This window comes from Streptomyces sp. H39-C1 (genome assembly GCF_027158125.1).
In the GTDB taxonomy this organism is placed as follows: domain Bacteria; phylum Actinomycetota; class Actinomycetes; order Streptomycetales; family Streptomycetaceae; genus Actinacidiphila; species Actinacidiphila fildesensis.
In genome coordinates, this window is record NZ_JAPVLS010000027.1 from 50,264 (window position 1) to 71,986 (window position 21,723).

The 21,723-nt window shown below is 70.1% G+C and carries 26 protein-coding genes; 15 read left to right on the forward strand and 11 right to left on the reverse strand.

What is annotated here, in order from left to right:
* Positions 1–358: 358 nt before the first annotated feature.
* Together O3W51_RS19545 and O3W51_RS19550 are read left to right on the forward strand one after the other, a co-directional pair.
* Positions 359–901 carry a matrixin family metalloprotease gene (locus O3W51_RS19545; RefSeq protein WP_269287071.1) on the forward strand — a complete coding sequence of 181 codons (543 nt, stop codon included), beginning with the start codon at positions 359–361 and terminating at the stop codon, positions 899–901.
* Between the two features lie 13 nt (positions 902–914).
* Positions 915–1,934 carry a hypothetical protein gene (locus O3W51_RS19550; RefSeq protein WP_269287072.1) on the forward strand — a complete coding sequence of 340 codons (1,020 nt, stop codon included), beginning with the start codon at positions 915–917 and terminating at the stop codon, positions 1,932–1,934.
* 137 nt (positions 1,935–2,071) lie between these two features.
* Here the strand turns inward: O3W51_RS19550 and O3W51_RS19555 are convergent, their stop codons facing one another.
* From O3W51_RS19555 to O3W51_RS19565, 3 genes are all read right to left on the reverse strand, one after another.
* The gene (locus O3W51_RS19555) at positions 2,072–2,227 is read right to left on the reverse strand and encodes a hypothetical protein (protein WP_269287073.1); all 156 of its coding nucleotides are present in this window, start codon (positions 2,225–2,227) and stop codon (positions 2,072–2,074) included.
* A gap of 608 nt (positions 2,228–2,835) precedes the next feature.
* Entirely contained in the window at positions 2,836–2,964 is a 129-nt protein-coding gene (locus O3W51_RS19560) for a hypothetical protein (protein WP_269287075.1), read from the reverse strand.
* Between the two features lie 6 nt (positions 2,965–2,970).
* Entirely contained in the window at positions 2,971–3,858 is an 888-nt protein-coding gene (locus tag O3W51_RS19565; protein ID WP_138351913.1) for a helix-turn-helix transcriptional regulator, read from the reverse strand.
* Positions 3,859–4,025: 167 nt separating this feature from the next.
* Between O3W51_RS19565 and O3W51_RS19570 the strand changes: the two genes are divergently transcribed.
* Both O3W51_RS19570 and O3W51_RS19575 read left to right on the forward strand, forming a co-directional pair.
* Entirely contained in the window at positions 4,026–4,241 is a 216-nt protein-coding gene (locus O3W51_RS19570; protein ID WP_138351912.1) for a tautomerase family protein, read from the forward strand.
* Positions 4,242–4,535: 294 nt separating this feature from the next.
* Positions 4,536–5,201, forward strand: a complete 666-nt coding sequence (locus O3W51_RS19575; protein WP_269287076.1) for a DsbA family protein — start codon at positions 4,536–4,538, stop codon at positions 5,199–5,201.
* A gap of 166 nt (positions 5,202–5,367) precedes the next feature.
* On the opposite strand, the gene O3W51_RS19580 is transcribed toward O3W51_RS19575, so the two are convergent.
* On the reverse strand, positions 5,368–5,733 hold the full coding sequence (locus O3W51_RS19580) for a darcynin family protein (RefSeq protein WP_164293254.1): 366 nt from the start codon (positions 5,731–5,733) through the stop codon (positions 5,368–5,370).
* 47 nt (positions 5,734–5,780) lie between these two features.
* Positions 5,781–6,674 (reverse strand): NAD(P)H-binding protein, encoded by an 894-nt coding sequence (locus tag O3W51_RS19585; protein WP_198359288.1) that lies wholly within the window; start codon positions 6,672–6,674, stop codon positions 5,781–5,783.
* Between the two features lie 104 nt (positions 6,675–6,778).
* Between O3W51_RS19585 and O3W51_RS19590 the strand changes: the two genes are divergently transcribed.
* On the forward strand, positions 6,779–7,732 hold the full coding sequence (locus O3W51_RS19590) for a LysR family transcriptional regulator (protein WP_443048304.1): 954 nt from the start codon (positions 6,779–6,781) through the stop codon (positions 7,730–7,732).
* An 18-nt stretch (positions 7,733–7,750) separates the two neighbouring features.
* Here the strand turns inward: O3W51_RS19590 and O3W51_RS19595 are convergent, their stop codons facing one another.
* Positions 7,751–8,221, reverse strand: coding sequence for a hypothetical protein (locus O3W51_RS19595; RefSeq protein ID WP_138351909.1), 471 nt, complete (start codon positions 8,219–8,221; stop codon positions 7,751–7,753).
* Positions 8,222–8,483: 262 nt separating this feature from the next.
* A complete protein-coding gene (gene lepB / locus O3W51_RS19600) occupies positions 8,484–9,158 on the reverse strand; it encodes a signal peptidase I (RefSeq protein WP_187145194.1) in 675 nt (224 codons plus the stop codon).
* 291 nt (positions 9,159–9,449) lie between these two features.
* On the opposite strand from lepB, the gene O3W51_RS19605 reads away from it, so the two are divergent.
* From O3W51_RS19605 to O3W51_RS19630, 6 genes are all read left to right on the forward strand, one after another.
* The gene (locus tag O3W51_RS19605) at positions 9,450–9,968 is read left to right on the forward strand and encodes a MarR family winged helix-turn-helix transcriptional regulator (RefSeq protein ID WP_138351907.1); all 519 of its coding nucleotides are present in this window, start codon (positions 9,450–9,452) and stop codon (positions 9,966–9,968) included.
* 89 nt (positions 9,969–10,057) lie between these two features.
* On the forward strand, positions 10,058–10,513 hold the full coding sequence (locus O3W51_RS19610; RefSeq protein WP_138351906.1) for a hypothetical protein: 456 nt from the start codon (positions 10,058–10,060) through the stop codon (positions 10,511–10,513).
* Between the two features lie 8 nt (positions 10,514–10,521).
* The gene (locus O3W51_RS19615) at positions 10,522–11,400 is read left to right on the forward strand and encodes an NmrA family NAD(P)-binding protein (protein ID WP_306665062.1); all 879 of its coding nucleotides are present in this window, start codon (positions 10,522–10,524) and stop codon (positions 11,398–11,400) included.
* 458 nt (positions 11,401–11,858) lie between these two features.
* On the forward strand, positions 11,859–11,990 hold the full coding sequence (locus tag O3W51_RS19620; RefSeq protein WP_269287078.1) for a hypothetical protein: 132 nt from the start codon (positions 11,859–11,861) through the stop codon (positions 11,988–11,990).
* Positions 11,987–12,718 (forward strand): histidine phosphatase family protein, encoded by a 732-nt coding sequence (locus O3W51_RS19625; protein WP_307811588.1) that lies wholly within the window; start codon positions 11,987–11,989, stop codon positions 12,716–12,718. The genes O3W51_RS19620 and O3W51_RS19625 overlap by 4 nt, the downstream gene beginning before the upstream one ends.
* Positions 12,715–12,933 (forward strand): hypothetical protein, encoded by a 219-nt coding sequence (locus O3W51_RS19630; RefSeq protein ID WP_138351904.1) that lies wholly within the window; start codon positions 12,715–12,717, stop codon positions 12,931–12,933. Before O3W51_RS19625 ends, O3W51_RS19630 begins: the two co-directional genes overlap by 4 nt.
* A 44-nt stretch (positions 12,934–12,977) precedes the next feature.
* Here O3W51_RS19630 and O3W51_RS19635 read toward each other — a convergent pair whose 3' ends face one another.
* Entirely contained in the window at positions 12,978–14,375 is a 1,398-nt protein-coding gene (locus O3W51_RS19635) for a DUF2079 domain-containing protein (RefSeq protein ID WP_269287080.1), read from the reverse strand.
* A 93-nt stretch (positions 14,376–14,468) separates the two neighbouring features.
* Here O3W51_RS19635 and O3W51_RS19640 point away from each other — a divergent pair, with 93 nt between their 5' ends.
* Positions 14,469–15,146, forward strand: a complete 678-nt coding sequence (locus O3W51_RS19640; RefSeq protein WP_138351902.1) for a response regulator transcription factor — start codon at positions 14,469–14,471, stop codon at positions 15,144–15,146.
* Positions 15,139–16,626: a sensor histidine kinase gene (locus O3W51_RS19645; RefSeq protein ID WP_269287081.1), complete on the forward strand. Its 1,488-nt coding sequence runs from the start codon at positions 15,139–15,141 to the stop codon at positions 16,624–16,626. Before O3W51_RS19640 ends, O3W51_RS19645 begins: the two co-directional genes overlap by 8 nt.
* A 76-nt stretch (positions 16,627–16,702) precedes the next feature.
* Here the strand turns inward: O3W51_RS19645 and O3W51_RS19650 are convergent, their stop codons facing one another.
* Positions 16,703–17,326, reverse strand: coding sequence for an HD domain-containing protein (locus tag O3W51_RS19650; protein WP_269287082.1), 624 nt, complete (start codon positions 17,324–17,326; stop codon positions 16,703–16,705).
* Positions 17,327–17,796: 470 nt separating this feature from the next.
* Here O3W51_RS19650 and O3W51_RS19655 point away from each other — a divergent pair, with 470 nt between their 5' ends.
* Positions 17,797–18,237 carry a VOC family protein gene (locus O3W51_RS19655; protein ID WP_138351900.1) on the forward strand — a complete coding sequence of 147 codons (441 nt, stop codon included), beginning with the start codon at positions 17,797–17,799 and terminating at the stop codon, positions 18,235–18,237.
* Positions 18,238–18,601: 364 nt separating this feature from the next.
* On the opposite strand, the gene O3W51_RS19660 is transcribed toward O3W51_RS19655, so the two are convergent.
* Positions 18,602–19,318, reverse strand: a complete 717-nt coding sequence (locus O3W51_RS19660; protein WP_138351899.1) for a TetR/AcrR family transcriptional regulator C-terminal domain-containing protein — start codon at positions 19,316–19,318, stop codon at positions 18,602–18,604.
* A 177-nt stretch (positions 19,319–19,495) separates the two neighbouring features.
* Between O3W51_RS19660 and O3W51_RS19665 the strand changes: the two genes are divergently transcribed.
* Positions 19,496–21,124: a CocE/NonD family hydrolase gene (locus O3W51_RS19665; protein ID WP_269287083.1), complete on the forward strand. Its 1,629-nt coding sequence runs from the start codon at positions 19,496–19,498 to the stop codon at positions 21,122–21,124.
* Positions 21,125–21,269: 145 nt separating this feature from the next.
* On the opposite strand, the gene O3W51_RS19670 is transcribed toward O3W51_RS19665, so the two are convergent.
* The gene (locus tag O3W51_RS19670) at positions 21,270–21,677 is read right to left on the reverse strand and encodes a DUF3224 domain-containing protein (protein ID WP_269287084.1); all 408 of its coding nucleotides are present in this window, start codon (positions 21,675–21,677) and stop codon (positions 21,270–21,272) included.
* Positions 21,678–21,723 lie beyond the last annotated feature (46 nt).

The window sequence follows — 21,723 nt, forward strand, 5'->3', positions numbered from 1 at the left end:
GGCCTGCTCTCCGTCAATGAACTGAGAACTGTGCTCGGGAGAGGAACCGGCTGAACGCGGGGGGCTACCGGCACTCGGCCTGGTTCCAGGGTTGCACCGGGATGGACCCTCCGCATGCGCGGATGTGCGATGGACGCAAGAGATGAAGTGGCATGGCCGATCTGTGGTCTTGAGGTGTTGGAGTCACCACCGAGTTGCAGACATGCGGAAGCCGCGTGACGGTGGGACAAGAACTCCGCGCGGTCACGTGCACGCTTGCGGAAGGTGCAACGGAAGCCCTCGAGGCGTGGTGGGGGAGCATCTGCGCGCCATGCCGCGGTTTCCTCGCGACGCTCGAGTTTCTGACCAGGGAGGCGCGATGCCGCACGTCGCGGTCAATCTCATCTACGTGGGCTGGGAGAACTTCGCAACCGATGACCTGGCGGTCGTGGACGCGGCCTGCTGGGCGACCCGCCAGGTCTATTGGCAGATCGGGTTCGACATGTTCGGCTTCGACGCCTACTCCATTGGAGTGACCGACGCTCAAGGATATTCGTACATCGACAGCGATTCGGAAGCCCAGTGGCTGACGTCCGAGTGGACCATTCCCGGAAACGCCGTCGACGTCTTCCTGGTGAAGAGCTACGTCGGTCCGACAGCCGGCCTCTCGCCGGTCAAGGGCACGTGCAACAAGTACGAGACCTGGCCGAGCATGACCGGCGCGGTCGTGGAACTGGTCGGGCCCGCCACCAACGGCGTCATGCCGCACGAGATCGGCCATTACCTCGGTCTGGATCACGACGGTGATCCGGCCAACCTGATGTACAGGTCCGTGGATGCCGGGGGCTTCACCAGCGTGCCGCTCCTCACTTTCGGCCAGAGCCTCACGATCGCCCAGCACTGCTTCACCACCCTGCCGTGAGGAGTTGACCGTCATGATGTACCTCGACGTCCCTGCCGAGCGGCTGCAGCGCGACACGATGGCCGCCGCGCTCCGGGGTGCCACCGCGGTGATGACGGCAGGGGAGGCCGTGAGCGTCCTGTCGAATGCCGCAGTCGACGTGCCGGAACGTGAAGACCTCCTGGACGAGACCGTGGCCGCGGACGACGTCGCCGACACCGTCCGTGGCGCCGCCCTGCGGGCCCTGGCCAGGACGGCGCCCGACCGCGCTGTCGCGGCGGCTCGCAACGTGCGCGATCCGGGCGAGCAGGTCGCTCTCGCCGCCATCGCGACTCTGGGCCGGCTGGGCGGACCGGCCGACGCGGCAGCAGTCGCGCGGCTCGCAGGCGGCACCGCGGTGACTCCGGTTGTCGTCGCCCGGGCCGACTTCGCCCGGACACTGCTCGCGCACCGCTTCGGGCTGAAGAATCAGGGCGAACCACCGTCGCTCGATCTGGTGGCGGAGCCGGGATCTACGGCGGACGCCTTCGTTTCGAACGCGACCGGCGTGACGGGTGCATCGGCCATTCTCGCGGCCGTGCGCGACTGGGCGCCCGAGGTCTCGGGGGAGACCCACGTCGTTCTGGCCATCGCCTGCCGGGAGCAACTGATCCATCTCGTCCTCCGCCGCGAACTTCTGGATGCCCAGGGCCGCACCGGCCTCCTGGCGGCGCCCGCGGTGCTCGGCTTCGTCGTGAGTCCGAACCCGGAGCACGGCAACCCGGGCGTCGCTCTTCTCGTCCTCTCCCAGCCCACGGCAGTCGGCCTTGCGCTGAAGGCGACCCGGACAACCGGCGAACCGGTGTACTCGGGAACCGCGGAGCCCACGGCGAACTCCGCCGGCCTGGCCGCGGACCTGTACGCCGTCCGCCGTCCCGGCGCTCCCGCCTGCCACATCCGCGGCCTTGTCTCCGAAACGGGGATCGAGGTCTTCGGCCGCTCCGGACACACCGCCGCGATCCCGCCCCGCGTGCCCGAACGCCGCCCGGAGGGCGACCCGAGCAAGAGGTCGTAGACCGTGCGGAACAGCGCTGACGACTCCTGGCAGAGTGCGTTCGCGCCGCTCACCACCGAGCCGATGAGCACACCGCCTGTCCGGGCTCGGATCCGGCTGAGTCGGTTTCCTACTTGTTCTCGCCGGGCTTGCCGGTGTTAGCCGTCGCTCGGGGTGTCGCCGCCGGCCTTGGCCGGGTCCTGGCCAGGGGAGGCGGGGACGGTGGCGCCGGGTTCGGTGTGGTTGCCGTCGTCGCCGGACTTCCCGGTGGTGCCGGTCCGGTTGAGCTGGAAGGCGAAGAGGAGTGCGGCCACGGCGAGGGTGGCGGTGATCCAGATGGTGATGCGGCGCCTGTGAACTTCCGGTGGTGAGTGCGGGCGTTGGAAGGGACCGGGGGCGGGGGTCTACCAGGCGAACTCTTCGGTGTGGATGGTGTCGCGGTGGGCTCCGGCGCCGCGTGCGGCCTTGCGGACCGCGGTGAGCCAGGTGGGCGGGCCACAGACGTAGATGTGGCAGTGGGCGATGTCGGGGACGAGGTCTTGGAGGGCCTGGGTCGTCGCTGACGTGGGTGGGGCCGGCGGCCTGCCAGGAGGTGTCGGCGCGGCGGGAGCCGGGCAGGAAGATCAGCTCGATGCCGCGGTGGGCGGCGAGGGCGCGGAGTTCGTCCGCGAGGACGGCGCGTTGGGTCCTGCTGCAGCGGTAGATGAGGGTGGCTTCGCCGGGGGAGTAGGGGGTGTCCTCGAGGAGGGCACGCAGGGGGGTGATACCGATGCCGGCGGCGATCAGGAGCATGCGGGGCTGTGCGCGTTGCAGGGCGGTCAGGGTGCCGTACGGGCCTTCGACCAGGACCCGGGTACCCGGCTGCAGCCGTGCGGCGCGTTCGCTGCCGTCGCCGGCGGCCTTGACGGTGATGCGCAGCCGGTCAGGGGGTGGGTGCGGCGGACAGGGCGTACGGGTTGCAGCGGGACCAGCCGGGGCCGCCGAGCGCGACGGCTACGCCACCATCGAGGTTGACGGGCCTGCCGCAACGGGCGGTTCCGGGCCATGTCATCCGCACTCAGCTCGCGGGGACGCCGCCTTCGGCGCGGGAGGCACTCTCGGTCGCCGCCATGTCCTGCGTGCCGATGACGCCGAGCAGCGCAAGCTGAGCGGCACCCTCGGTACCGGGCGGGGCAGTGAACCACAACAGGCGCTGGCGGCCGTCCTCGCTGAACAGACTGTGGCAGTCCAACTCGATGACGCCCAGCGTGGGGTGCACGATGCGCTTGTGATCGGTGCGGCGCAGGCCGACGTCGTGGGTGTCCCACAGGGCAGCGAATTCCGCGCTGCGCCGCCGCAGTGCGGCCGTCATTCCGGCGACCTCGGGGTCGCGGCTCCGGCGGGCGGCGACGGCGTGCAGGTCGGCGACGAAGACCCGTGAGTGGTGCGGATGGTCCTCGGGCGGGTAGACCGCGCGGGCGGCCGGATCGGTGAACCAGCGGTACGCGAAGCCGGTGGCCGGGCCACGCGGTTCCGGAGCCCGGCCCAGCAGGGCCGCGGCCAACTCGTTCTGGACGAGGGTCTCGTGCAGGTCGGTGATGACCTGAGCCGGGGTGGTGGCCAGCCGGTCCAGCAGCCCGAGCAGGGCGGGCTGGACGTGCCGCCCGGTCGCGGCGGGACCCGATGCGGGCAGCGGGCGGTCGGCGAGATGGAACAGGTGGTCGCGCTGGTCGCCGCCCAGCCGCAGCGCCCGGGCGAGGGCGGCCAGCGTCTGGGACGAGGGCTGGGCGCCGCGTCCGCGCTCCAACTCGGTGTAGTAGTCGGCCGACAGGCCCGCCAGTTGCGCGACTTCCTCGCGCCGCAAGCCCGGCACCCGGCGCCGGGGCCCGGCGGGCAGGCCGACGTCGGCCGGCCGGATCCGATCACGCCGGGACCTGAGGAACGCCGCAAGCTCGGGAAGGTTCACCCGCTCATCGTCGCCTCTCCGGCGGGGTCCGAGCCAGGGGCTGGTGACCCCTGGGTGGGCTCAGCCCTGGCCGGAGCAGGCGACCAGGACGGATGGTTGCCGCATCGGGGTCGGCCTCCTGCTCGTTGTGAGCAGGTCCGGCGCCCCCCGCACGAAAAGAGAGCACCATGCCTTTCGCGAACTTCAAGGTCCCCGCCGGCACCCTCACCGCAGAGCAGAAGGAGCAGATCATCACGCGCACCACCGACCTGTACGCCGAGGTCTTCGGCGACCGCGCCCGGGCCACCACCCTCGTACTGGTCGAAGAGGTCGCCGACGCCGGATGGGGTATCGGCGGCGGTGTCCTGACGCTTGCCAAGATCGGGCAGACGCCGCAGGAGTGAAGGCCTGGCGGCCGGTGGTCGTCCGCAGCGCGGCCGCATTCACCCGTCCCGGCCCCGGACCGCGCGGCCCAGGGACACGGCTCGGCGAATCCATCTGTACGGGCCTGGTGCCGGAGTATTGGTGTCGGCATGTGTCGCACGCATGATCTATCCTCCTGAGGACCTGGGGAGGGATCTGTGCTGGTGACGCATGGTGTGAGGAGACGGCTGGCCGCGGCCGTTCTGGTGGCCGTCGTGGGATGGTCGTCGACGGGCTGCGCTGGGGGAGGCAGCCGTTCGGAGCCGGCACCCGTCGTGGAGCAGACCATCGCAACGGGGTCGAAGGACTCCGCTGCAGGTCTGAAGTACCTTCCCGAGAAGCTCGGCGCGGACGGCATCACGATCACTGTCGGAGATCCTGGCGCGCCGGTGACGGTGCTCCTTTACGAGGATCCGCGGTGCCCGGTCTGTGAGGAGTTCGAACTCACCGGCGCCGGACCGGCATTGCAGGCCTTGACGGTGCAGCGTGATGTGAAGACCCAGTACGTGCTGGCGTCCTTCCTCGATGAGAGGCTGGGAGGCAGCGGCTCGAAGAAGGCGGTCAATGCGTTGCGGGCGGCGCTGGACGCGGGCAAGTTCGCCGAGTATCACGCCGTGCTCTACCAGAATCAGCCCGAGGAGTCCGTCGACGGCTACACCGACGCGTTTCTCCTGCAACAGGCGACGAAGGTCGCGGGTCTGCGCAGTCCGGCCTTCGACTCGGCCGTCAGGACGATGAAGTACCGTGCCTTCGTCAGCGCCTCCCAAACGGCATATGACGCGGCCACTCCTGACCACCGCGGACCGGGTACGCCCACCGGCGTGATCAACGGAAGGCGGATCCCCGAGGCCTACTCCGGCGTCCTCTTCGAGCCCTCGACGTTCCGCATGTTGATGCGAGCGGTACAGCAGGATCCCGCAGCCTGGCTGACCCTGAAGTAGACGGTGCTTCGTCGCCCGGCGGGCGTGGGGCCGCCCCCAACGAACGCGTCGGCGCGCGCGGACAGGCGCGCATGGGCCGCCTCTTGGGAGGCGGCCCATGAGCGGTTCGGTTTCCGTGCCGCTTCCTTAGCGGACACCGGCCCGGTCGCGTGGAGCGGGCGGTGTGTCAGGTCGTGATGGTGGCGACCGCGTCGAGGCCGTAGGTGCGGGCGTAGCCGTTCTCGGTGCCGACGAGCAGGTCGACGACCTCGAAGTAGCGGTCCCAGAACGGAGTCTCCCGCAGCGCGTCGATGAGGAGCTGGTAGGCGTGGTGATCGTCTGCTTCCCAGACCCAGACATCGGTGACGCGTGCGGAGTAGAACTCGGTGTCGTAGAAGCGTGACCGGACGCCGGTGGTTTTGGCCTCGATCGCGGGGACGACCTGGGTGGTGAAGGCGTCCACCCGCTCCTGGACGGTCAGGGCAAGCCATTCAGGTGTGGTCTTGACGAGCAGGAAAGCGGTCACCGGTGCTTCGGCTTCCTCAGTGGGCATGACGGGTCCTTCCCAAGTGGCAGGGGGTCTCGATGTGATGGCCCGGTTCAGGACAGGACGGCGGGCTTGAGGGTCCGGGCGCACACCTGCTCGAAGGTGGTGGGAGAGGCGGTGTCCGGGGTACGGGTGACGCCGGCGTCGAGACCGTTGTCCTTGGCCTGCTTCATGTCGACGATGCCCTGGACGAATTCCTCGTTGAGGCCGTAGCCGACGAGGGTGCTGTGCAGCTCGTCGAGCGACTGGCGCTCGTAGCGGACGGGGCGGCCCAGCTGCTCGGTCATGATGCGGGCCAGGTCGTTGGGTGACAGGTCCTGGGGCCCGAGAACCGGGACGTCGGCGACGTCGGTCCAGGAGCGGTCCAGCAGCAGGCGGGCGGCGACGGCGGCGATGTCGGCGACGGCGACGAGGGGGGCCTTGCGGTCGGCGTCCAGGACGTCGGTGAAGACGCCCTTCTCGCGGATCGAGTCGGCCTCCTCCAGGAAGTTCTCGAAGAAGGAGGGGTTGGCCAGGGCCCGGTAGGAGACACCGGTTTTCGCGATGAGGTCGTCCACGGCGAGGGAGACGGTGACGAGTCCGGCGCGGTCGGCGACCGGAGTGCCGCGGCCGAGCGCGGAGACGCCGACGACGTGTCCGACGCCGTGGGCGGCGAGCGCCTCCGCGGCGGGGTCGGTGAAGCCGCAGTAGGCGTCCATCGGGGCCAGAGAGGAGTCCGGGGGGACGAGCCAGAAGACGGCGTCCGCGCCCTCGAAGGCCCGGTCGACGACCTCGGCGTCGCCGTGCGAGCCGATGACCACCTCGACGCGTTCGCGCACCGCGTCAGGGAGCCGGGCGGGGTCGCGCACGATCACCCGCAGTTCCTCCCCGTGGGTGGGGGCGGCCTCCAGCAGCAGGGGCAGCAGGTGGCGGCCGATGTTCCCCGTGGGAGCAGTGATGACGATCATGAAAACCTCGTAGGTCGTGCCGGATCGGTATGCCCTTCATCCTGCTGAGGACCACGGCAATGCCACAATGGGAACTTCGGCACGCAATCATTGCCTGAAATGGAATTACCCTGGTGAACAGCTCTGATCCGGTCATCGACGCCAACCTCGCCGTCGCGCTGGACGCCCTGCTGACCGAGCAGAGCGTCACGCGCGCCGCCGCCCGCCTGCACACCTCCCCGGCGGCCATGAGTCGCACCCTCGCCCGTCTGCGCCGCATCCTCCAAGATCCGCTTCTGGTCCGGGCAGGGCAGACCATGGTCCCCACTCCGCGCGCCCAGGCCCTGCGCGACGAGGCCGCTGTGGTGGTGCGCAGCCTGGAAGCACTGCTCGCCCCCGGCACCGTTGTCGATCCCGCCACCTTGCGCAGCACCTTCACTCTCCAGGCCGCCGACCTGGTCGGTGCGGCGCTGGCCTCCGGCCTGCTGCTACTGGCCCGGCAAGAGGCGCCGGGTATCTCCTTGCGTTTCCGGGCCGAGGAGTTGGAGGCTGAGCCGGCCCTCCGAGACGGCCGGATCGACCTGGAGATCGGATCCATCGACCACGTCGATCCCGAAACCCGGGTCGAAAAGCTGGTCACCCTGCGGATGGTGGCCGCCGTCCGGCCCGGTCACCCCCTGACCGAGGGACCCCTGACCCCGGCCCGGCTCGCTGCCGCCGACCATGTCGCGGTCAGCCGACGCGGCCGGTTCACCGGTCCACTCGACACCGCCCTGGCCGAGCACGACCTGCGCCGGCGGGTGGCTGTTGTCCTCCCCAGCCATCTGGCCGCGATGGCCCTTGCCGCCCGCAGCGACGTCGTCTGCCTGGTCCCCGCAGCGCTCCCCGGAGCGACCCCCTCACCCCTCACCGCCGACGCCACTGCCCTCGGCCTGCACCTGCTCGATATCCCCTTGCCTCTGCCGCCACTGACCATCGGCATGGCCTGGCATCCCCGCCAGGCAGCCGACGGAGCCCACCACTGGCTCCGCGACGCCGTCCGCCGGACTCTTCGCGCACCAGGAGGTTCGACCGCCTGACGTCTGCGACGGTCGGCGTCAAAGGCACTCGGGGGTCAGCCAAGTCCGCTCGTAGTTCACCCCGTTCACCGTGACCCGGCCAAAGAAGTGGACGCACTTCGTCGCCGCGCCGTACACGTCGATGAAGCCGGCGTAGTCGTTGTAGGTGCCCGAGTCGTACCAGGACGTCTGCCAGTCCCCGCGGCGAACGACGATCTCCATGTGATGCGCACCGGGGATTCCCTCGCCGGCCCGCGCGCAGTAGGTGCCGCCCTTGTAGGTGCCGTGGTACCAGATCTGCAGGTACCCGAGTTCCGTGGTGCCGTTGCGCAGGGTCACGTTCTTCCACGTTTGGCCCGGGCAGGAGTTGAACGGTCCGCCGTAGCCGGGCGGAGCGTCTGCCGGATCGGTCGCCGACGCGGCCGGCGCCTGCAGCAGGCTCGCGATCATCACGAGAATCCCCAGCACGAACGCCCTTCGCCTCGACGTCGGCCCTTTCAGAATCTTCATCTCGTTTCCCCGGTTCCGCTCGCACAGGTCGTCATGCCGGGCACAGGTCCCGACGATGACAGTCGGCGACCACCCGGACAAGGCGCGCGGCGCAGTTGGCAAAAACCCGCTTGCAACAACAGTTCGGATCGGTGAGTCGCCAACGTTGGCCGAGCCGGCACCGTGATGGCGTGGTGAGGACCGTGTGAACTCGGCCCCGCGCAGCACGGCGTGACACCATCCGTGTGCGGCACTGCCGCGTGTTGGCCTTGTTCGTCGCCGGTTACGGCCAGTCGTGCGGGACTGCGATGCCGCTCGGCGCGGGGACGATCCGGCGTCGCCCCTTGGCCCAGGCGATCACCGTGCCGATCAGCCCGGCCAGCGCGATGATCAGCCCGGCACCGAAGGACACCTCGTAAGGCATCAGCGCTCCGGCGCCGGTCGTCGTCCGGGCGGACACGGCGGAGGCGGGGACGGTTCCCTGCTCCATGTCGAGGTGGAAACGGGAGTCGAGGGAGTCGACGCGATTGTCGCCGAGCAGGAAGAGCCGCCCGGGAGGGACGATCACGTCGTAGTCGCGGAGCAGCCCGTTGGTCACCCCGTTGAGGACGTAGGGCTCGTCGAGCGGCTTGCCGTTCACCGTCACCTTGCCCTGCACGGCGCAGCTGGCCCGGTCCCCGCCGACACCGATCACTCGCTTGATGACGGATCCGGAAAATTTCCACTGCGGAATGTCGATCACGACCACGTCACCGCGTCGCACCTGGTTGCCTTCGATCCTTTCTGCGACGATTTTGCTGTCGTGTTCAAAGGTCGGCCGCATCGCGTCGCTCGGCTGGGAGAGCAACTGGATGTTCATTCGGAACGCGACGATGTCGCTCAACACCAGCAGCACCCCGGCCGCCAGTACGGCACACGAGACGATGAGAGCTTTCCGATTCGCTCTGCGAACGGGCACCGGCGACCGTGAACCCGCCGGATTCTCCATGTCGAACCTTCCCCCACACTCCCGATGGCCCCCGCTGATCGGACGGCACGGGAGCATCGTAGAGAGGGCTCCGCACCATGCGGAGCGGGGCCCCCGGAACGAGGAGAAGCTGGTTGGGCGTCGGCCGCCGAACGCCGGCCCGGTAGTGGCCTGAACGTCGCTGAGCAGGTTCACCGGTCGACCGTCCGGGGGAGTGGTCCGGCGTCTGGCGTCGGCTCCGCGCCTTGACGAAGAGAATGATTAGCGACCATACTACTTTGCATGGCACAGGAACCGAGGCCCGAGGAAATCCCCACGCTGGATCAGGCCCGTTACCAGATCCGGCGTTACGGCCTCGACGTCGACCCCCAGGCGGTGCTCGTCGCGGTGCGCCTGATGGCGGCCGGGGCCCGGCTCGGCCAGGCGGTCGAGGTGCACTTCTCCCGGTTCGGCCTGTCTGCCGGACGCTACCGTCTGCTGGCCGACCTGGAGGACGCGGACGGCGAGAAGTCCCCCTCGCAACTTGCGGCGAGCCTCGGCGTGTCCAGGGCGACCGTGACGGGCCTGCTCGACGGCCTGGAGCGGGACGGGCTGGTGCTGCGTCGTCCGTCCGCCGAGGACGGCCGTTCCGCCGTCGTCGTGCTCACCGCCCGGGGGGCGCGCAAGATGCGGGAGTTGGCCCCGGAACACTTCGGTCGGCTCCAGGCGATGGTGGACCCGCTCAGCGCCGAGGAGCGGACGGTCTTCCTGGACCTGCTGGGCCGTCTCGTTCGGGGTATTCCGGCGCTGACGCAGGACTAGCCGCCGGGGCTCGCGGCCCCCTTGTGTCCTTTGTTCACCACCCCTGTGGGCTGGGCTTTCTCTGCCCATATAGTTAGGAGACTAATCAAATGCTTGATGAACCGGGCGGCTCCGGGCCGCCCCGCTTCACCCTGTGGCGAGAGGTCCTGGTGGCCTACCTGGCACCAGCGTTGATGGCCGGCGCGGGAGGCGTCGCGAGCGCCCAACCGGACCTGACCATCGCCGCCTGCACCTCCATAGCGGGCACCTCGGCGGTGGTGGCCACGCTGATCGGCTCGTGGCTGCAGCGCCGCCGCGCCCGGGGCGGGTGGCTCACCGCGGCGCCGCGTATCGTCCCGACACTCGCGCTCGCCATCGGGGCCGCAGTTGTCGGAGCCCTGGTCGCCTGGCTGGTCACCGGCTGGACGCCGGGCGGGACCACAGAGCTCCACGGGTCGTGGCCCGACCGCCTCCGACTGGACCTACCGCTCTCCTCGGCCCTCGCCGCCGGGATCATCACCTGGCGCTGGCGCGGAGCACACACCATACGAAGGGCACAGCGATGATCGTCATCATGGGAGCCACCGGGGCAACCGGCAGCGCACTCCTCCAACGCCTGGTCGCCCTCGGGGTGCCGAGCCGGGCACTGAGCCGCGACCCCGACCGGCTGTGGGCCGGTCTCGACGAAGCGGCCCGGACACTGGTCGAGGTCCGAGCAGCCGACGCCCAGGACCCGAAGTCGCTGCGGAGCGCCTTCCACGGCGCCGACCAGCTGTTCATCAGCATGGTCAACAGCCCGGCACAGGTGGCTCTGGAAACCCGCGCCATCACCATCGCCGCCGACAGCGGCATCCGGCACATCGTCAAGCTTTCCGCCCCGGCGGCCGCCCCGGACTCCCCGGTCGCCATCTCCCGCTGGCACCACAGCATCGAGGAGGTCCTGCGTGACACCGGCCTGACCCACACCCTGCTGCGCCCCTACGCCTTCATGCAGAAACTGCTGACCCTGGCGCCAGCGATCGTGGCTCGAGACGTCGTCCTCGGCGCGTTGGGGGACGCCGCCTGCAACTACGTCGACTGCCGCGACATCGGCGACGTCGCCGCCGAGGCTCTCCTGCGACCCCAGATCGCCGGGCAGACCTACACCCTCACCGGGCGGCGGACCTTCAGCCAGCCCGAGTTGGCCGAGCGGCTGAGTTTGGTGCTCGGACGCCGGATCCAGTACGTCGACCTGCCGCCCGCGGCCATGCGGCAGAACCTGGTCGAGCACGGCGGCCTGCCCAACTGGCTGGCCTCCCACATCGTGGAGATCCAGCAACTGGCCGTGACCCGGCCGGAACAGCCCACGGACACCGTCTCCCGGATCCTGGGCCGCGAACCCCGCACTCTGGAGGCCTTCCTGAGCGAGAACATCCAGCACTTCCGCCCAGGCAGTCTCGCCGACCGTCGCTGACCCCGCCAGTGGTGCACGGCTCCGGGCCGGGCGCACGGCGCACGGCCCGGGACCCGTTCGCGGATCGATGGAAGCAGCTGAACCGGTGGAAGCGGCTGGGGCAGCCGAAGCAGACGGCACCGGCTGCGGCACCGAGGTGCTGCTGCGGGCTCCCGGCCGGTGAAACAGCCGTCGGGCCCCAGGGTGCCGAAGATCCAGATATCTGAGGCTGGGGCGTGCCGGCCCGTGATCCCATCACACACGCGAGTCGCGGTGGCCGCCCGGCCAGTTGGCCCAGCTTGGCTCTGCGCGTTGCACCACGTCGGGACCTGCATTTCGTCGGTTTGCCCTACCTGGGCGGCGATTGCAATGTACTGAGCACCGCATGGCCTCCCGCAGGATGAAGACGCGATTCGGCCACTTCCTCGTCCTCTCAGGATTCGCCTGACGAATCATCTCGGCAGGTGAATCCTGACGGAATGACGGAAGCTCCCAAGGGCATCGAACCGCCGGAGCCATCCTCCGACCCGAAGCTGGTGCCTCCCGTGACCCCGATCGAGGAGACGGATGTCGTGCACGTCAACGCTCCGGCCGCAGCAGGCACCCGGTGACGCGACCGGAAGGGTTGGCCGCGTCGTGCGCGCTGGGACAGGTCTTCGCTGTGAGGCACGGTCAGAGCACCGCTAACGTGGCGTTCGCCGAGGCCGCCCGCACCGGATCGATCGATTTACCGTTGGCCGGTACCGACGCCGCGGTGCCGCTGTCTGTCGGGGGAGTGCAGCAGGCCCAGGCGCTGGGCCAGTGGCTGGCCGCTCTCCCTCCGGGTCACCGTCCGGGCCGCGTCGTCTGCTCGACCTACTTGCGAGCCCGGCAGACCTGGTCGGTCATGGCAGAGACCGCAGCAGCGCTTGGGCACGTGCCGCCGCCGCTGCTGGTCGACGAGCGGCTGCGGGACCGGGAGATGGGCATCTTCGAACTGCACACTCCGGAGGTGATCCTGGACCGGGCGCCGCAGGAGGCCGAGCGCCGCGCCCGGGTCGGTGAATGGGCCTACCGGCCGCCGGGCGGCGAGTCGCTTGCCGACGTCGCGCTGCGCGTCCGTGATCTGTTCGCCGAACTCAACGCTGCGGCGGTCGGGCAGCGGGTGCTGCTCGTCGCTCACGACGCCGTCGTCGTGGCCCTGCGCTACGTGATTGCCGGCATCGGCGCGGCCCGGCCGGACGGGACAACCCTGGTGCCGAACGCATCGGTGTCCACATGGACCGGCGACGGCACCCGGCTGCACCTGGCCCGGTTCGGCGACACGACCCACCTGAATCACCTGGAAGTACCGGCATGACCACGCAGACAAGAGGAGGTGTTCCGTTCGACCCGTGCGCCACCCACTCGGTGTCGAGCTGGGAGGGCGATGGGCCCCACTGGAACCAGCAGACCGGTAGCCATGCCACCGCGACGTTCTACGACCAGAGCGGCAACTTGCCGATGAGCGCTCCCATCAGCGCCAATGCTATCGAGGAGCTGGTCCGGCAGTGGGACGAACGCCAGCGCGCGTGAGTCCAGCCGCCCGAAGCAGTCCCATATTGCTGGGCGGTGTTGCGTCACTTCCGGCGCAGTACCACATAACCGTGCGCGGCGAAGACCTGGCGGAATCCGCTGACCTCGGAGGGGCCGGGTTGGGTGCCGATGCCCGTGCGCTCGGTGTCGGAGACGATCCAGTCGACCGGCTGGCGGCGGATGTCGGTGATGTCCGGGGCGAAGAGGAAGACGCTGGCGCGGTCGGTGAGGTGGGGGGCGAGGTTGTGAGAGGCGGCGACCGGGGCGCCGTTGGGTATCAGGCTGACGGCTTGCCGGGCGGCCGTGATGCGCGGGGTGTCGGACCAGAAGCCGGGGGTGACGATCCGGGCCAGCGGGAAGAAGGCGCCGATCGCGGCAGCGGTGAGCGCCACGGCGAGCGGGATGCGGCCACGGAACCGCGACGCCGCCTTGCCCCGGCAGACCGCGTCGATCAGGGCGAAGAACACGATGGGCATGAGGACCGCCGAGTAGTGGAAGTAGATGCCCCAGTACGAGGGGTTGTCCGACAGGAAGCGCCAGGCGAGCGTCGGCAGGGCCAGGAGCAGCAGCGGGCTGCGGGCGGCGAGGAACAGGGTGGGCAGCAGGGTCATCAGGAGCGTCAGGGCCTTCGTGCCGCCGGCGGCCAGGGTGCCGGCTGGGTTCTGCGAGCCGAGGTAGACGTAGCCGCCGCCGGGGTTGACATGCGGGATGACGACCAGCACGGCCAGCGCTGCCGCGGCGGGCCCCAGCACGCACAGCGTCAGCCCCGCCCGGCGGGCGGTTCCTGGTCCTCGGCACAGCAGGAGCAGTCCCAGGACCAGGACCGTGGCCCCCAGGTCTTCCTTGACCAGCAGCAGTGCTGATGCCCAGGCCGCGCAGGCGGTCCAGCGGCGTTCGAGGTAGGCGGCGAGCGCGAGGGCCAGCAAGGGCAGGGCGAAGGCCACTTCGTGGAAGTCGAAGCCGATGAGGTTCTGGATGCCCCAGCTGAGCGCGTACGCGGTGCCGATCAACGGGCCGCCGCTGCGCGTCACGACGTAGACGGACCACGCCGCCAGCGCGGCCTGGGCGATCAGCAGGGTCTCGATGTGCGGGAACAGTCCGTAGAGCGGGGCGAGGATGGCGAGGATCGGATGGAAATGGTCCCCCAGCAGCGGGAAGGCGACGTCCTGCAGCCCTGGCCCGGCGGTCGCCGCGCGGATCTGCGAGGTAGGCGGATGCAGGTCGGCGTAGGCGCGGACGCCCTGGCCGAAGATGCCCAAGTCGTAGGCGCCGGTGTCGAAGCGGGCGTGATGGCGGAGCGCGTAGAGGGCGTAGAGGGCGAAGGACGCGAGCCCCAGGGTGGCGGCGGGCCGGACCGCGCGGACGCGGCGCCGGAGGCGGCTGCGGGCTGGGGGTGCGGCGGCCGTCGGGGTGTCGGGCAGGGTGCTGGTCGTGATGGTCACGTACTGACACTGCCCTTGACCTGCTGAGGAGAGGCTGAAGCTTCCTGAAGATCGTTTCAGGGAGACCGTCGCGGTCCGGGGATACTGGCGATCATGCGAGTGCTGGTGATCGAAGACGAGGAGCGGCTGGCCGCGTCCCTCAAGCGCGGTCTTGAGGCCGCCGGGTACGCCGTCGACGTCGCCCACGACGGGCGGATCGGCCTGTGGATGGCGGGGGAGCACGCGTACAGCGCGATCATCCTCGACATCATGCTGCCGGGCCTGAACGGCTACCGGGTCTGTGCCCGCCTGCGCAGCGACGGCGTCAACACCCCCATCCTCATGCTCACCGCGAAGAACGGTGAGTACGACGAGGCCGAGGCGCTGGACACCGGCGCCGACGACTACCTGGCCAAGCCCTTCTCCTACGTCGTCCTGGAAGCCCGGCTCCGCGCCCTGCTGCGCCGTGGCGGCCCGCGGGTGCGCACCCAGCTGCGCCTGGGCGACCTGTGGCTCGATCCGGCCGCGCGGAACTGCGGACGCGGCGACCATCGGATCGCCCTCACCGCCAAGGAGTTCGCGGTGCTGGAATGCCTGGCCCGGCGACCGGGCGAGGTCGTCCCGAAGATCGACATCGTGGACGAGGTCTGGGACGTGTCGTACGACGGGGACATCAACATCGTCGAGGTCTACGTCAGTGCCCTGCGGCGCAAGATCGACGCGCCCTTCCGGCGCGCGGCGATCGAGACGGTGCGCGGCGGCGGCTACCGGCTGGCGGCCGACGGTGGCTGACACCCGCGCGGGCCGGGACCGCCTCGCCGCGGTGGCGGGGCTCAGCACCGTCGCCGTGCTCTGCGCGGGCTTTGCGGCCCTCCTGCTGATGAGCTCCGTGCTGCCCCTACCGGCCGGCAGCGACGCCGGTTTCGAAAGTCAGGCCCGCGCTCTCGCGCTCATCGAAGAGGTGGCGACGCCGGGAGCACTGCTGGCCGCCGTGTTCGTGGCCGCTGCCACCTGGCAGCTGGGCGGGAGCTCGCGCGGCCGGGGCGCGGTGACGGCCGCCGCCGCGACCGCGCTACTGGTGACCTTCGCCGACGCGCGCTGGCTGCCCGCCGTCGTCCTGTCAGGCACCGACCGGCCGCACCCCCACGTGTCGTGGATGGCTCTGGGCGGAGCCGCCACGGCCTCCGGGCTGCTCGTCGCCGCCACCACCTGGGTATCCGCGCGGCCACGGGAAGGGAGCACACCGGGCGCGGGCCGGGGCCATCCCCGGCGGCTGTTGGTCAGCGGCTCCGCGGCCGCGGCCCTGATGGCCGTGGCCGCGTGGTTCTTCGTCCTGATCGGACAGTCCTACCGCTGGGGGTGGAACCCCCGGGGCGCGCTCACCAACTGGCTCCTGGCCATCGGCGGCGGACTCCTCGTCGGCGCCATCGTGCGGTTCGCCACCCGCAGCGCGCTGCGCCCGGTCGAGATCCTCAACCGCGAACTGCAGGAGATCACCGCCAGCCGCGCCCTCGATCAGCGGATCACGGTCCCCGAGATCGGCACGCTGATTCCCTGGCTGGCCCGCACCATCAACGTCACGCTCGACCGCGTCTTCGCAGGCGTCGCCCGTCAGCAGCGCTTCATCGCCGACGCCTCCCACGAGCTGCGCAGTCCCATCGCCAACCTCCGTGCCTCCCTCGAATCCTCCCTCGCCCACCCCGAGAACGTGGACTGGCCCGAGACCGTACGGGACGCGCTCACCGACATCGACAGGCTCCAACACCTCACCGACGACCTGCTCCTGCTCGCCCGGTTGGACGACCCCGCTCCGCCCGCGGGCACCCCCGTCGACCTCGCCGCGCTCACCCACGACCTGGTCGAGGAGTTCCGCCACCTCCGCATCCACCAGAAGCTGCGCTTCACCTTCCACGCCGACGACCCGGTCGTCGTGCACGGCAGCGCCGTGCAGCTGGAGCGGCTGCTGCGGAACCTCCTCGACCACGCCGCGCGGCACGCCCGCACGGTCACGGACATCGCCGTCACCTCCGGCACCGACGGCCTGGCCCGGGTGGAGATACGCGACGACGGCCCCGGCATCCCGCCCGCCGACCGCGAGCGGATCTTCGAACGCTTCACCCGCCTGGACGGCGCCCGCGCCCGCGGCACCGGCGGCACCGGGCTGGGCCTGGCCATCGCCCGAGAGATCGCCACCCGGCACGGCGGCACCCTGCACGCGGCCCCCAACCCGTCGGGGGCCCTGTTCATCGCCGGTCTCCCACAGGGGCGATGACTCCAGGACGTCGGTCACGATCCTTGTGAGGCCGGCCGCCCGTGTGGGAGCGAGGAGTTCGAGGCGGCTGTTGCGTTCAGCTCTCCAGGGGGTGCGATTTTGCCAGGACGCGGTCGGCGAGACCGCTCCGTATGGCCGCTGCGGGGGAGCTGTCGGGCTTGCGGGCGGCCTGGTCACGGAAGCAGGCCAGGAACTCGTCCGCGAGCCCCTCGCGCGGGTGCCGGGCCAGCACATCCGCCCGGAACGCGGCGGTGAAGTCGTCCGCGTTCCGCCCCGAGATGTCCACGCCGGTGGCCCGCTCCAGCAGATGGCCCTCCGGGTCCTCCCGCACGTCCACCGAGTCCCACATGTGCCGCACGATGACGTCGGACAGCCGCTGCCGGCGCTCCACCGGCCATCCGGCCCCGGCGCCGAATACCCAGGCCACGTGCCCGCCGGCCTCGTCGAAGGCGACGGTGTGGCTGTCGAACTGCGGGACCAGCCCTATGTCGTGGAGCAGTGCGGCCACGTACAGCAGTTCGGCGTCGTGCTCGATGCCCCGGTCCGCGGCGTACGCGCTGGCCCACACGTAGGACCGGATCGAGTGGTTGAGCAGCGCGGGGGTGCAGTAGGCGGTGGCGACTTCGAGAGCGGCGGCGCATGCGGCGGTTTCGGGGGCGGCGGGTACGGTCAGCGCTTCGCGGGACGTATCGTCGGTCATGGTGCCGAGTATGCCGATCGCCCGGTCTCTTTCAATCACCGGCGCCCCGAAGGCGTCCCGGGCCGGGGCCGGGTGGGGGCGTTGGGCGAGTGAGATACCGGCAGGTACCGCTGCCCTGCATCGAGCCCACGGGCCGGATGCGGGACGAACTCCACCCGCCAAGGGTGACCCGGCACGGTGAATTATTGGGGGAGGCGCAGTGCTCAAGCGCGCACGCTGCGAATCGTCGGGGAAGCATGGACGAGCGGGGACGGCAGGCTGCGACTGATCGTCTTCATGGGAGCGGCCACCTGCGCCGTACGCACCCTTGGTGGTGGCGGCTGGCTCGAGGGTCTGCTGTCGCGGTGCTGAGGCGCGATCCAGATTTCTCGGAGTTCGGCGGTCTGCGGATGTCGAGAACGTGTCACCGGCTCCGTCCCAGGGGCATCAGCGGCCACCTCCGGCCGCACGAGGAAGAAGGAGAAGCCAGCATGGCGATTCAGCGGATGGACAACGTCGGCATCGTCGTCGAGGACATGGATGCCGCCATCGCGTTCTTCGTGGAACTCGGCTTGGAGCTGGAGGGCAGGGCGCAGGTCGAGGGCCTCTTCGCCGACCAGTGCACCGGACTCGACGGCGTCCGCTGTGACATCGCGATGGTCCGGACCCCGGACGGGCACAGCCGGCTCGAGCTGGCGAAGTACCGCAGCCCCGCAGCGATCAGCGCCGGGCCGCGTAACCGGCCGCACAACATTCTGGGCACGCACCGCGTCATGTTCGCCGTCGACGACATCGAGGACACCGTTGCCCGCCTGCGCCCTCACGGCGCCGAACTCGTCGGCGAGATCGCCCGGTTCGAGGACAGCTATCTGCTCTGCTACCTCCGGGGCCCGGAGGGCATCATCGTCGGACTGGCCGAGCAACTGAGTTGAGACGGAGGAACCGAACCGCGCGGCCGAACGATCCTGGAGTACGGGGACGTACGGTTCGGGACCCTGGACGAGCGGCATCTGTGGAGGAACTCTCACCCCTGACAGGACCCTGGCCGTCCTCAACCACAGTTGCGGGAAACCCCGGATGTGGAACTGCTTCGGATAGCCGCCGAAGACCTCCAGGATCCGGCCGTCGAACGTGTAGAACTCGCTACCTGCCCTGGCCGTGGTCTCGTCGCTCATGGGGTGACGCCACACAGGCGGACCTGCGGCTGTCAGGCCCCGTCCGCCGGCAGGTCCATCACCGCTCCCGCCGCCGGACGGGCGCAGCGGTGGAGAACGGGCGTGGTGCGGCGGAACGGGATCAGTCGGTGTCCAGGCCGTCGATCAGGCGGTTGAGGAACCGGGTGAAGGTGGCTTCGGGTGTGAGGGGGCGTCCGGGGGCGGCGAGGGCTTCGGCGAGTTCCGGGTGACGGCCGTCCGCTGCGACAGCGGTGAGGTAGCGGACTTCGGCTGCGATTCGGTCGGGGGACTGCAAGGCTGCGGCCCCCGCGATCTCATGGGCGACGTGCCCGGCCACGAATGCTGTGAGCTGGGCGAAGACCTCCAGCTTCGCCGCACCGTCCAGCCCGGTGGGCCGCAGGGTGGCAAGTGCGCGTTCCAGGAAGGCCAGGGTGTTGGGGCCGGGGATGCGGCGGCCCGCCAGAGCTGCGGGCAGCCAGGGGTGTCGCAGCATGTGGGCGCGCTGGAGGTGGGCGATGGCCTTCAACTCGGCACGCCAGTCGCCGGTGGGCGTGTTCGCGGTGGGTAGTTCGCCGCTGACGTGGTCGACCATCAGTTCCAGCAGCGTCTCCTTGTCGGGGGCGTAGCTGTACAGCGACATGGCGCCGGCTCCGACCGCTGCGGCGACTTTCCGGATGGTGACCGCTTCGAGCCCCTCCGCGTCCGCCAGGGCGACGGCCGCCGCCGTGATCGCCTCTCGGCTGTAGGTGGGCTTGCGGCCCCTGCGGGGCTTGGTGGAGCCCAGCCAGAGCTGTTCAGGGTCGACGCCTGGGGTGCCGGCCTCTTCTGTACGGGGCATGCTCCGCGCTCCCTTCCTCGATCGAGGCGGCCCTTGCGGGCCTCATCCAAGCATGGGCTATTCTCGTACATCGTACGGATAACGAGGAGGGGAACGATGGCAGCACGCACGCACGGTTCTGCGACGAGGCCGACCTGGGCACCGCCTTCCGGTAAGCCGCCACTGGCTTCACGGATCATGAGGGCGACCTGGCGCGGCCTCCCGGCCAAGCGGCACGATGTCGGGTGGGAGCCGGGGCTGCTGGTGCCGGCCGCCGACGGCAGCCCGTTGATCACGGACCACTACTTCCCACGCGCCGAGGGCGACTTCCCCACCCTCTTGGTGCGCTCGCCGTACGGCAGGGGCCTGCCGTGGTCTCCCATGTACGGCGTGCTCTTCGCCGAACAGGGCTTCCACGTGGTGCTGCAGAGCTGTCGCGGCACCGGCGGTTCCGGCGGCCAGTTCGATCTGTGGCGCAACGAGGCCGCCGACGGCCAGGCCACAGTGTCCTGGCTGCGCGAGCGGCCCTGGTTCAACGGAACACTGGGGACCATCGGCCCCAGCTACCTGGGATACGTGCAGTGGGCCCTGGCCGTGGAACCGCCACCGGAGCTGAAGGCGATGGTGGTGCAGGTGGGGCTGCACGATCCTCACGCCCTGTTCCACGCAGATGGTGCGCTCCGCCTGGAGAACGCCCTCGCCGTCGGCGTCGGCATGACGTACCAGCACCAGGGGATGGCACGCTTCGTGAAGGCGACTCTGCGTCTGCAGCGGCGCCTGCGTGATGTCACCACCGCGCAGCCGCTGCGCGGCGCGCACGTGCCCGCCCTCGGGGGCGATGTGCCCTGGCTGGACGACGTGATGTCGCACCCGGATGCCGAGGACGCGTACTGGAGCGGTGCGTCGTTGGCAGCGGTGGCGCAGCGGCTGAAGGTGCCGACCAGTCTGATCACCGGATGGCACGATGTGCTGGGCGACCAGACCTTCGAGCAGTACCGCCGACTACGTGAGGCCGGCTGCGAAACCGCCCTGCTCGTCGGCCCCTGGACCCACACGTCCGCGCTGCAGCAGGGGTGGCCCGAGGTGTTCGCCGAGAGCCTCGCCTGGCTGCGCGCACACCTGTACGGCGATCCCTCAGGCCTCCGTCCCACAAGAGTGCGCGTGCACGTCGGCGGCCAAGACGATTGGCGGGACATCGAGGACTGGCCGCCGGCCACGCTCGGCAGCCCGTGGTTTCCCACCGCGCAGAAGCACCTCACCCAGCAGGCTCCCCCGGATTCCGCACCCCTGATGTCGTTCCGCTACGACCCGAGCGACCCCACCCCCTCTCTCGGCGGCCCGCTGCTCTCCCGTACGGCCGGTCCTCGCGACAACGGCACCCTGGAGGTCCGGGACGACGTACTGACCTTCACCGGCCCCCCGCTGACCGAGCCCCTGGACATCCTCGGCCCGGTCGCCGCACGGCTGAGCATCTCCACGGACACCGGCCACGCCGACATCTTCACCCGCCTGTGCGACGTGGACGCACAAGGCCGCTCCGTCAACATCTGCGACGGGCTGGGCCGACTGAGGACGGACGGGCAGGAGCCGTCGCAGATCACTGTGCCGATGAGTCACACCGCCCACCGCTTCGCTGCCGGTCACCGCATACGCTGGCAGATCAGCGGAGGCGCCCATCCGCGCTACGCCCGCAATCCCGGCACCGGGGAGTCGCCGGTGGACGCCACCACCTTCACTCCGGTGCGCATCACGCTCCATGCGGACTCGGCGCTGATGCTGGCGCCACTTGCCCGCGGTTCCGGACCCAGCCCCACGGGGAACAGCTGACAAGCCGGCCCCGACGGTTGACCGATCAGCCCAGGGACTCGTTCTCCTCCTCGTCCTCGGTCGTGTCGGGGTCACGGAAGGGGCGCAGCCCCTGGCCGGCGCCGCTGGGGTCAGCTCGGAACAACCCCGGTCCAGAGCCCGCCGTTCAGTCGAGCTGGTAGTCGAACCAGATGCGATGCGTGCCGTCGGTGTCGACGGCCATCCCTCCGGCACCGGAGATCCCGGTCAGCTCGCCGGTTCCGCTGGAGGGCACGATGGTGAAGAACTCCGCGGTGCGGTCGCTGCCGGACGTCGTCGCCGAATGTACGAAGTTGAAGGAACCTTCCTGTCCGTGCAGGGAGCCTTCGAACGACTCCATGGCCACATACGTTCCGACGCCGGTCGCTTGGTCGAACGCGGCAGTGAACAGGGTCGCCGAGCGACCTGCGGCCTCGCCCTCGAAGTGCTTCTCCATCGTCGCGACACTGACCGGCAGCCCGGTGGACACGGCCGGCTCGGGCTTCAGCTCAGTCGGGACGAACGCTTTGACAGTGAACGCTGCAGTGGCTCTCATGCGCCGACCGTACCGGTGGGCTCTGACAATCACGGCCAGGCCACGG

Excerpts from the sequence above, each read along its gene's own strand:
- O3W51_RS19560 (WP_269287075.1), bottom strand. The coding sequence starts at position 2,964 with ATGACATGGCCCGGAACCGCCCGTTGCGGCAGGCCCGTCAACCTCGAT.
- O3W51_RS19620 (WP_269287078.1), top strand. The coding sequence starts at position 11,859 with ATGACGGAAGCTCCCAAGGGCATCGAACCGCCGGAGCCATCCTCCGAC.
- O3W51_RS19610 (WP_138351906.1), top strand. The coding sequence starts at position 10,058 with ATGCTTGATGAACCGGGCGGCTCCGGGCCGCCCCGCTTCACCCTGTGG.
- O3W51_RS19670 (WP_269287084.1), bottom strand. The coding sequence starts at position 21,677 with ATGAGAGCCACTGCAGCGTTCACTGTCAAAGCGTTCGTCCCGACTGAG.
- O3W51_RS19650 (WP_269287082.1), bottom strand. The coding sequence starts at position 17,326 with ATGACCGACGATACGTCCCGCGAAGCGCTGACCGTACCCGCCGCCCCC.
- O3W51_RS19585 (WP_198359288.1), bottom strand. The coding sequence starts at position 6,674 with ATGATCGTCATCACTGCTCCCACGGGGAACATCGGCCGCCACCTGCTG.
- O3W51_RS19660 (WP_138351899.1), bottom strand. The coding sequence starts at position 19,318 with ATGCCCCGTACAGAAGAGGCCGGCACCCCAGGCGTCGACCCTGAACAG.
- O3W51_RS19630 (WP_138351904.1), top strand. The coding sequence starts at position 12,715 with ATGACCACGCAGACAAGAGGAGGTGTTCCGTTCGACCCGTGCGCCACC.
- O3W51_RS19545 (WP_269287071.1), top strand. The coding sequence starts at position 359 with ATGCCGCACGTCGCGGTCAATCTCATCTACGTGGGCTGGGAGAACTTC.
- O3W51_RS19580 (WP_164293254.1), bottom strand. The coding sequence starts at position 5,733 with ATGCCCACTGAGGAAGCCGAAGCACCGGTGACCGCTTTCCTGCTCGTC.
- O3W51_RS19655 (WP_138351900.1), top strand. The coding sequence starts at position 17,797 with ATGGCGATTCAGCGGATGGACAACGTCGGCATCGTCGTCGAGGACATG.
- O3W51_RS19550 (WP_269287072.1), top strand. The coding sequence starts at position 915 with ATGATGTACCTCGACGTCCCTGCCGAGCGGCTGCAGCGCGACACGATG.
- O3W51_RS19595 (WP_138351909.1), bottom strand. The coding sequence starts at position 8,221 with ATGAAGATTCTGAAAGGGCCGACGTCGAGGCGAAGGGCGTTCGTGCTG.
- O3W51_RS19570 (WP_138351912.1), top strand. The coding sequence starts at position 4,026 with ATGCCTTTCGCGAACTTCAAGGTCCCCGCCGGCACCCTCACCGCAGAG.
- O3W51_RS19605 (WP_138351907.1), top strand. The coding sequence starts at position 9,450 with ATGGCACAGGAACCGAGGCCCGAGGAAATCCCCACGCTGGATCAGGCC.
- O3W51_RS19640 (WP_138351902.1), top strand. The coding sequence starts at position 14,469 with ATGCGAGTGCTGGTGATCGAAGACGAGGAGCGGCTGGCCGCGTCCCTC.
- O3W51_RS19665 (WP_269287083.1), top strand. The coding sequence starts at position 19,496 with ATGAGGGCGACCTGGCGCGGCCTCCCGGCCAAGCGGCACGATGTCGGG.
- O3W51_RS19615 (WP_306665062.1), top strand. The coding sequence starts at position 10,522 with ATGGGAGCCACCGGGGCAACCGGCAGCGCACTCCTCCAACGCCTGGTC.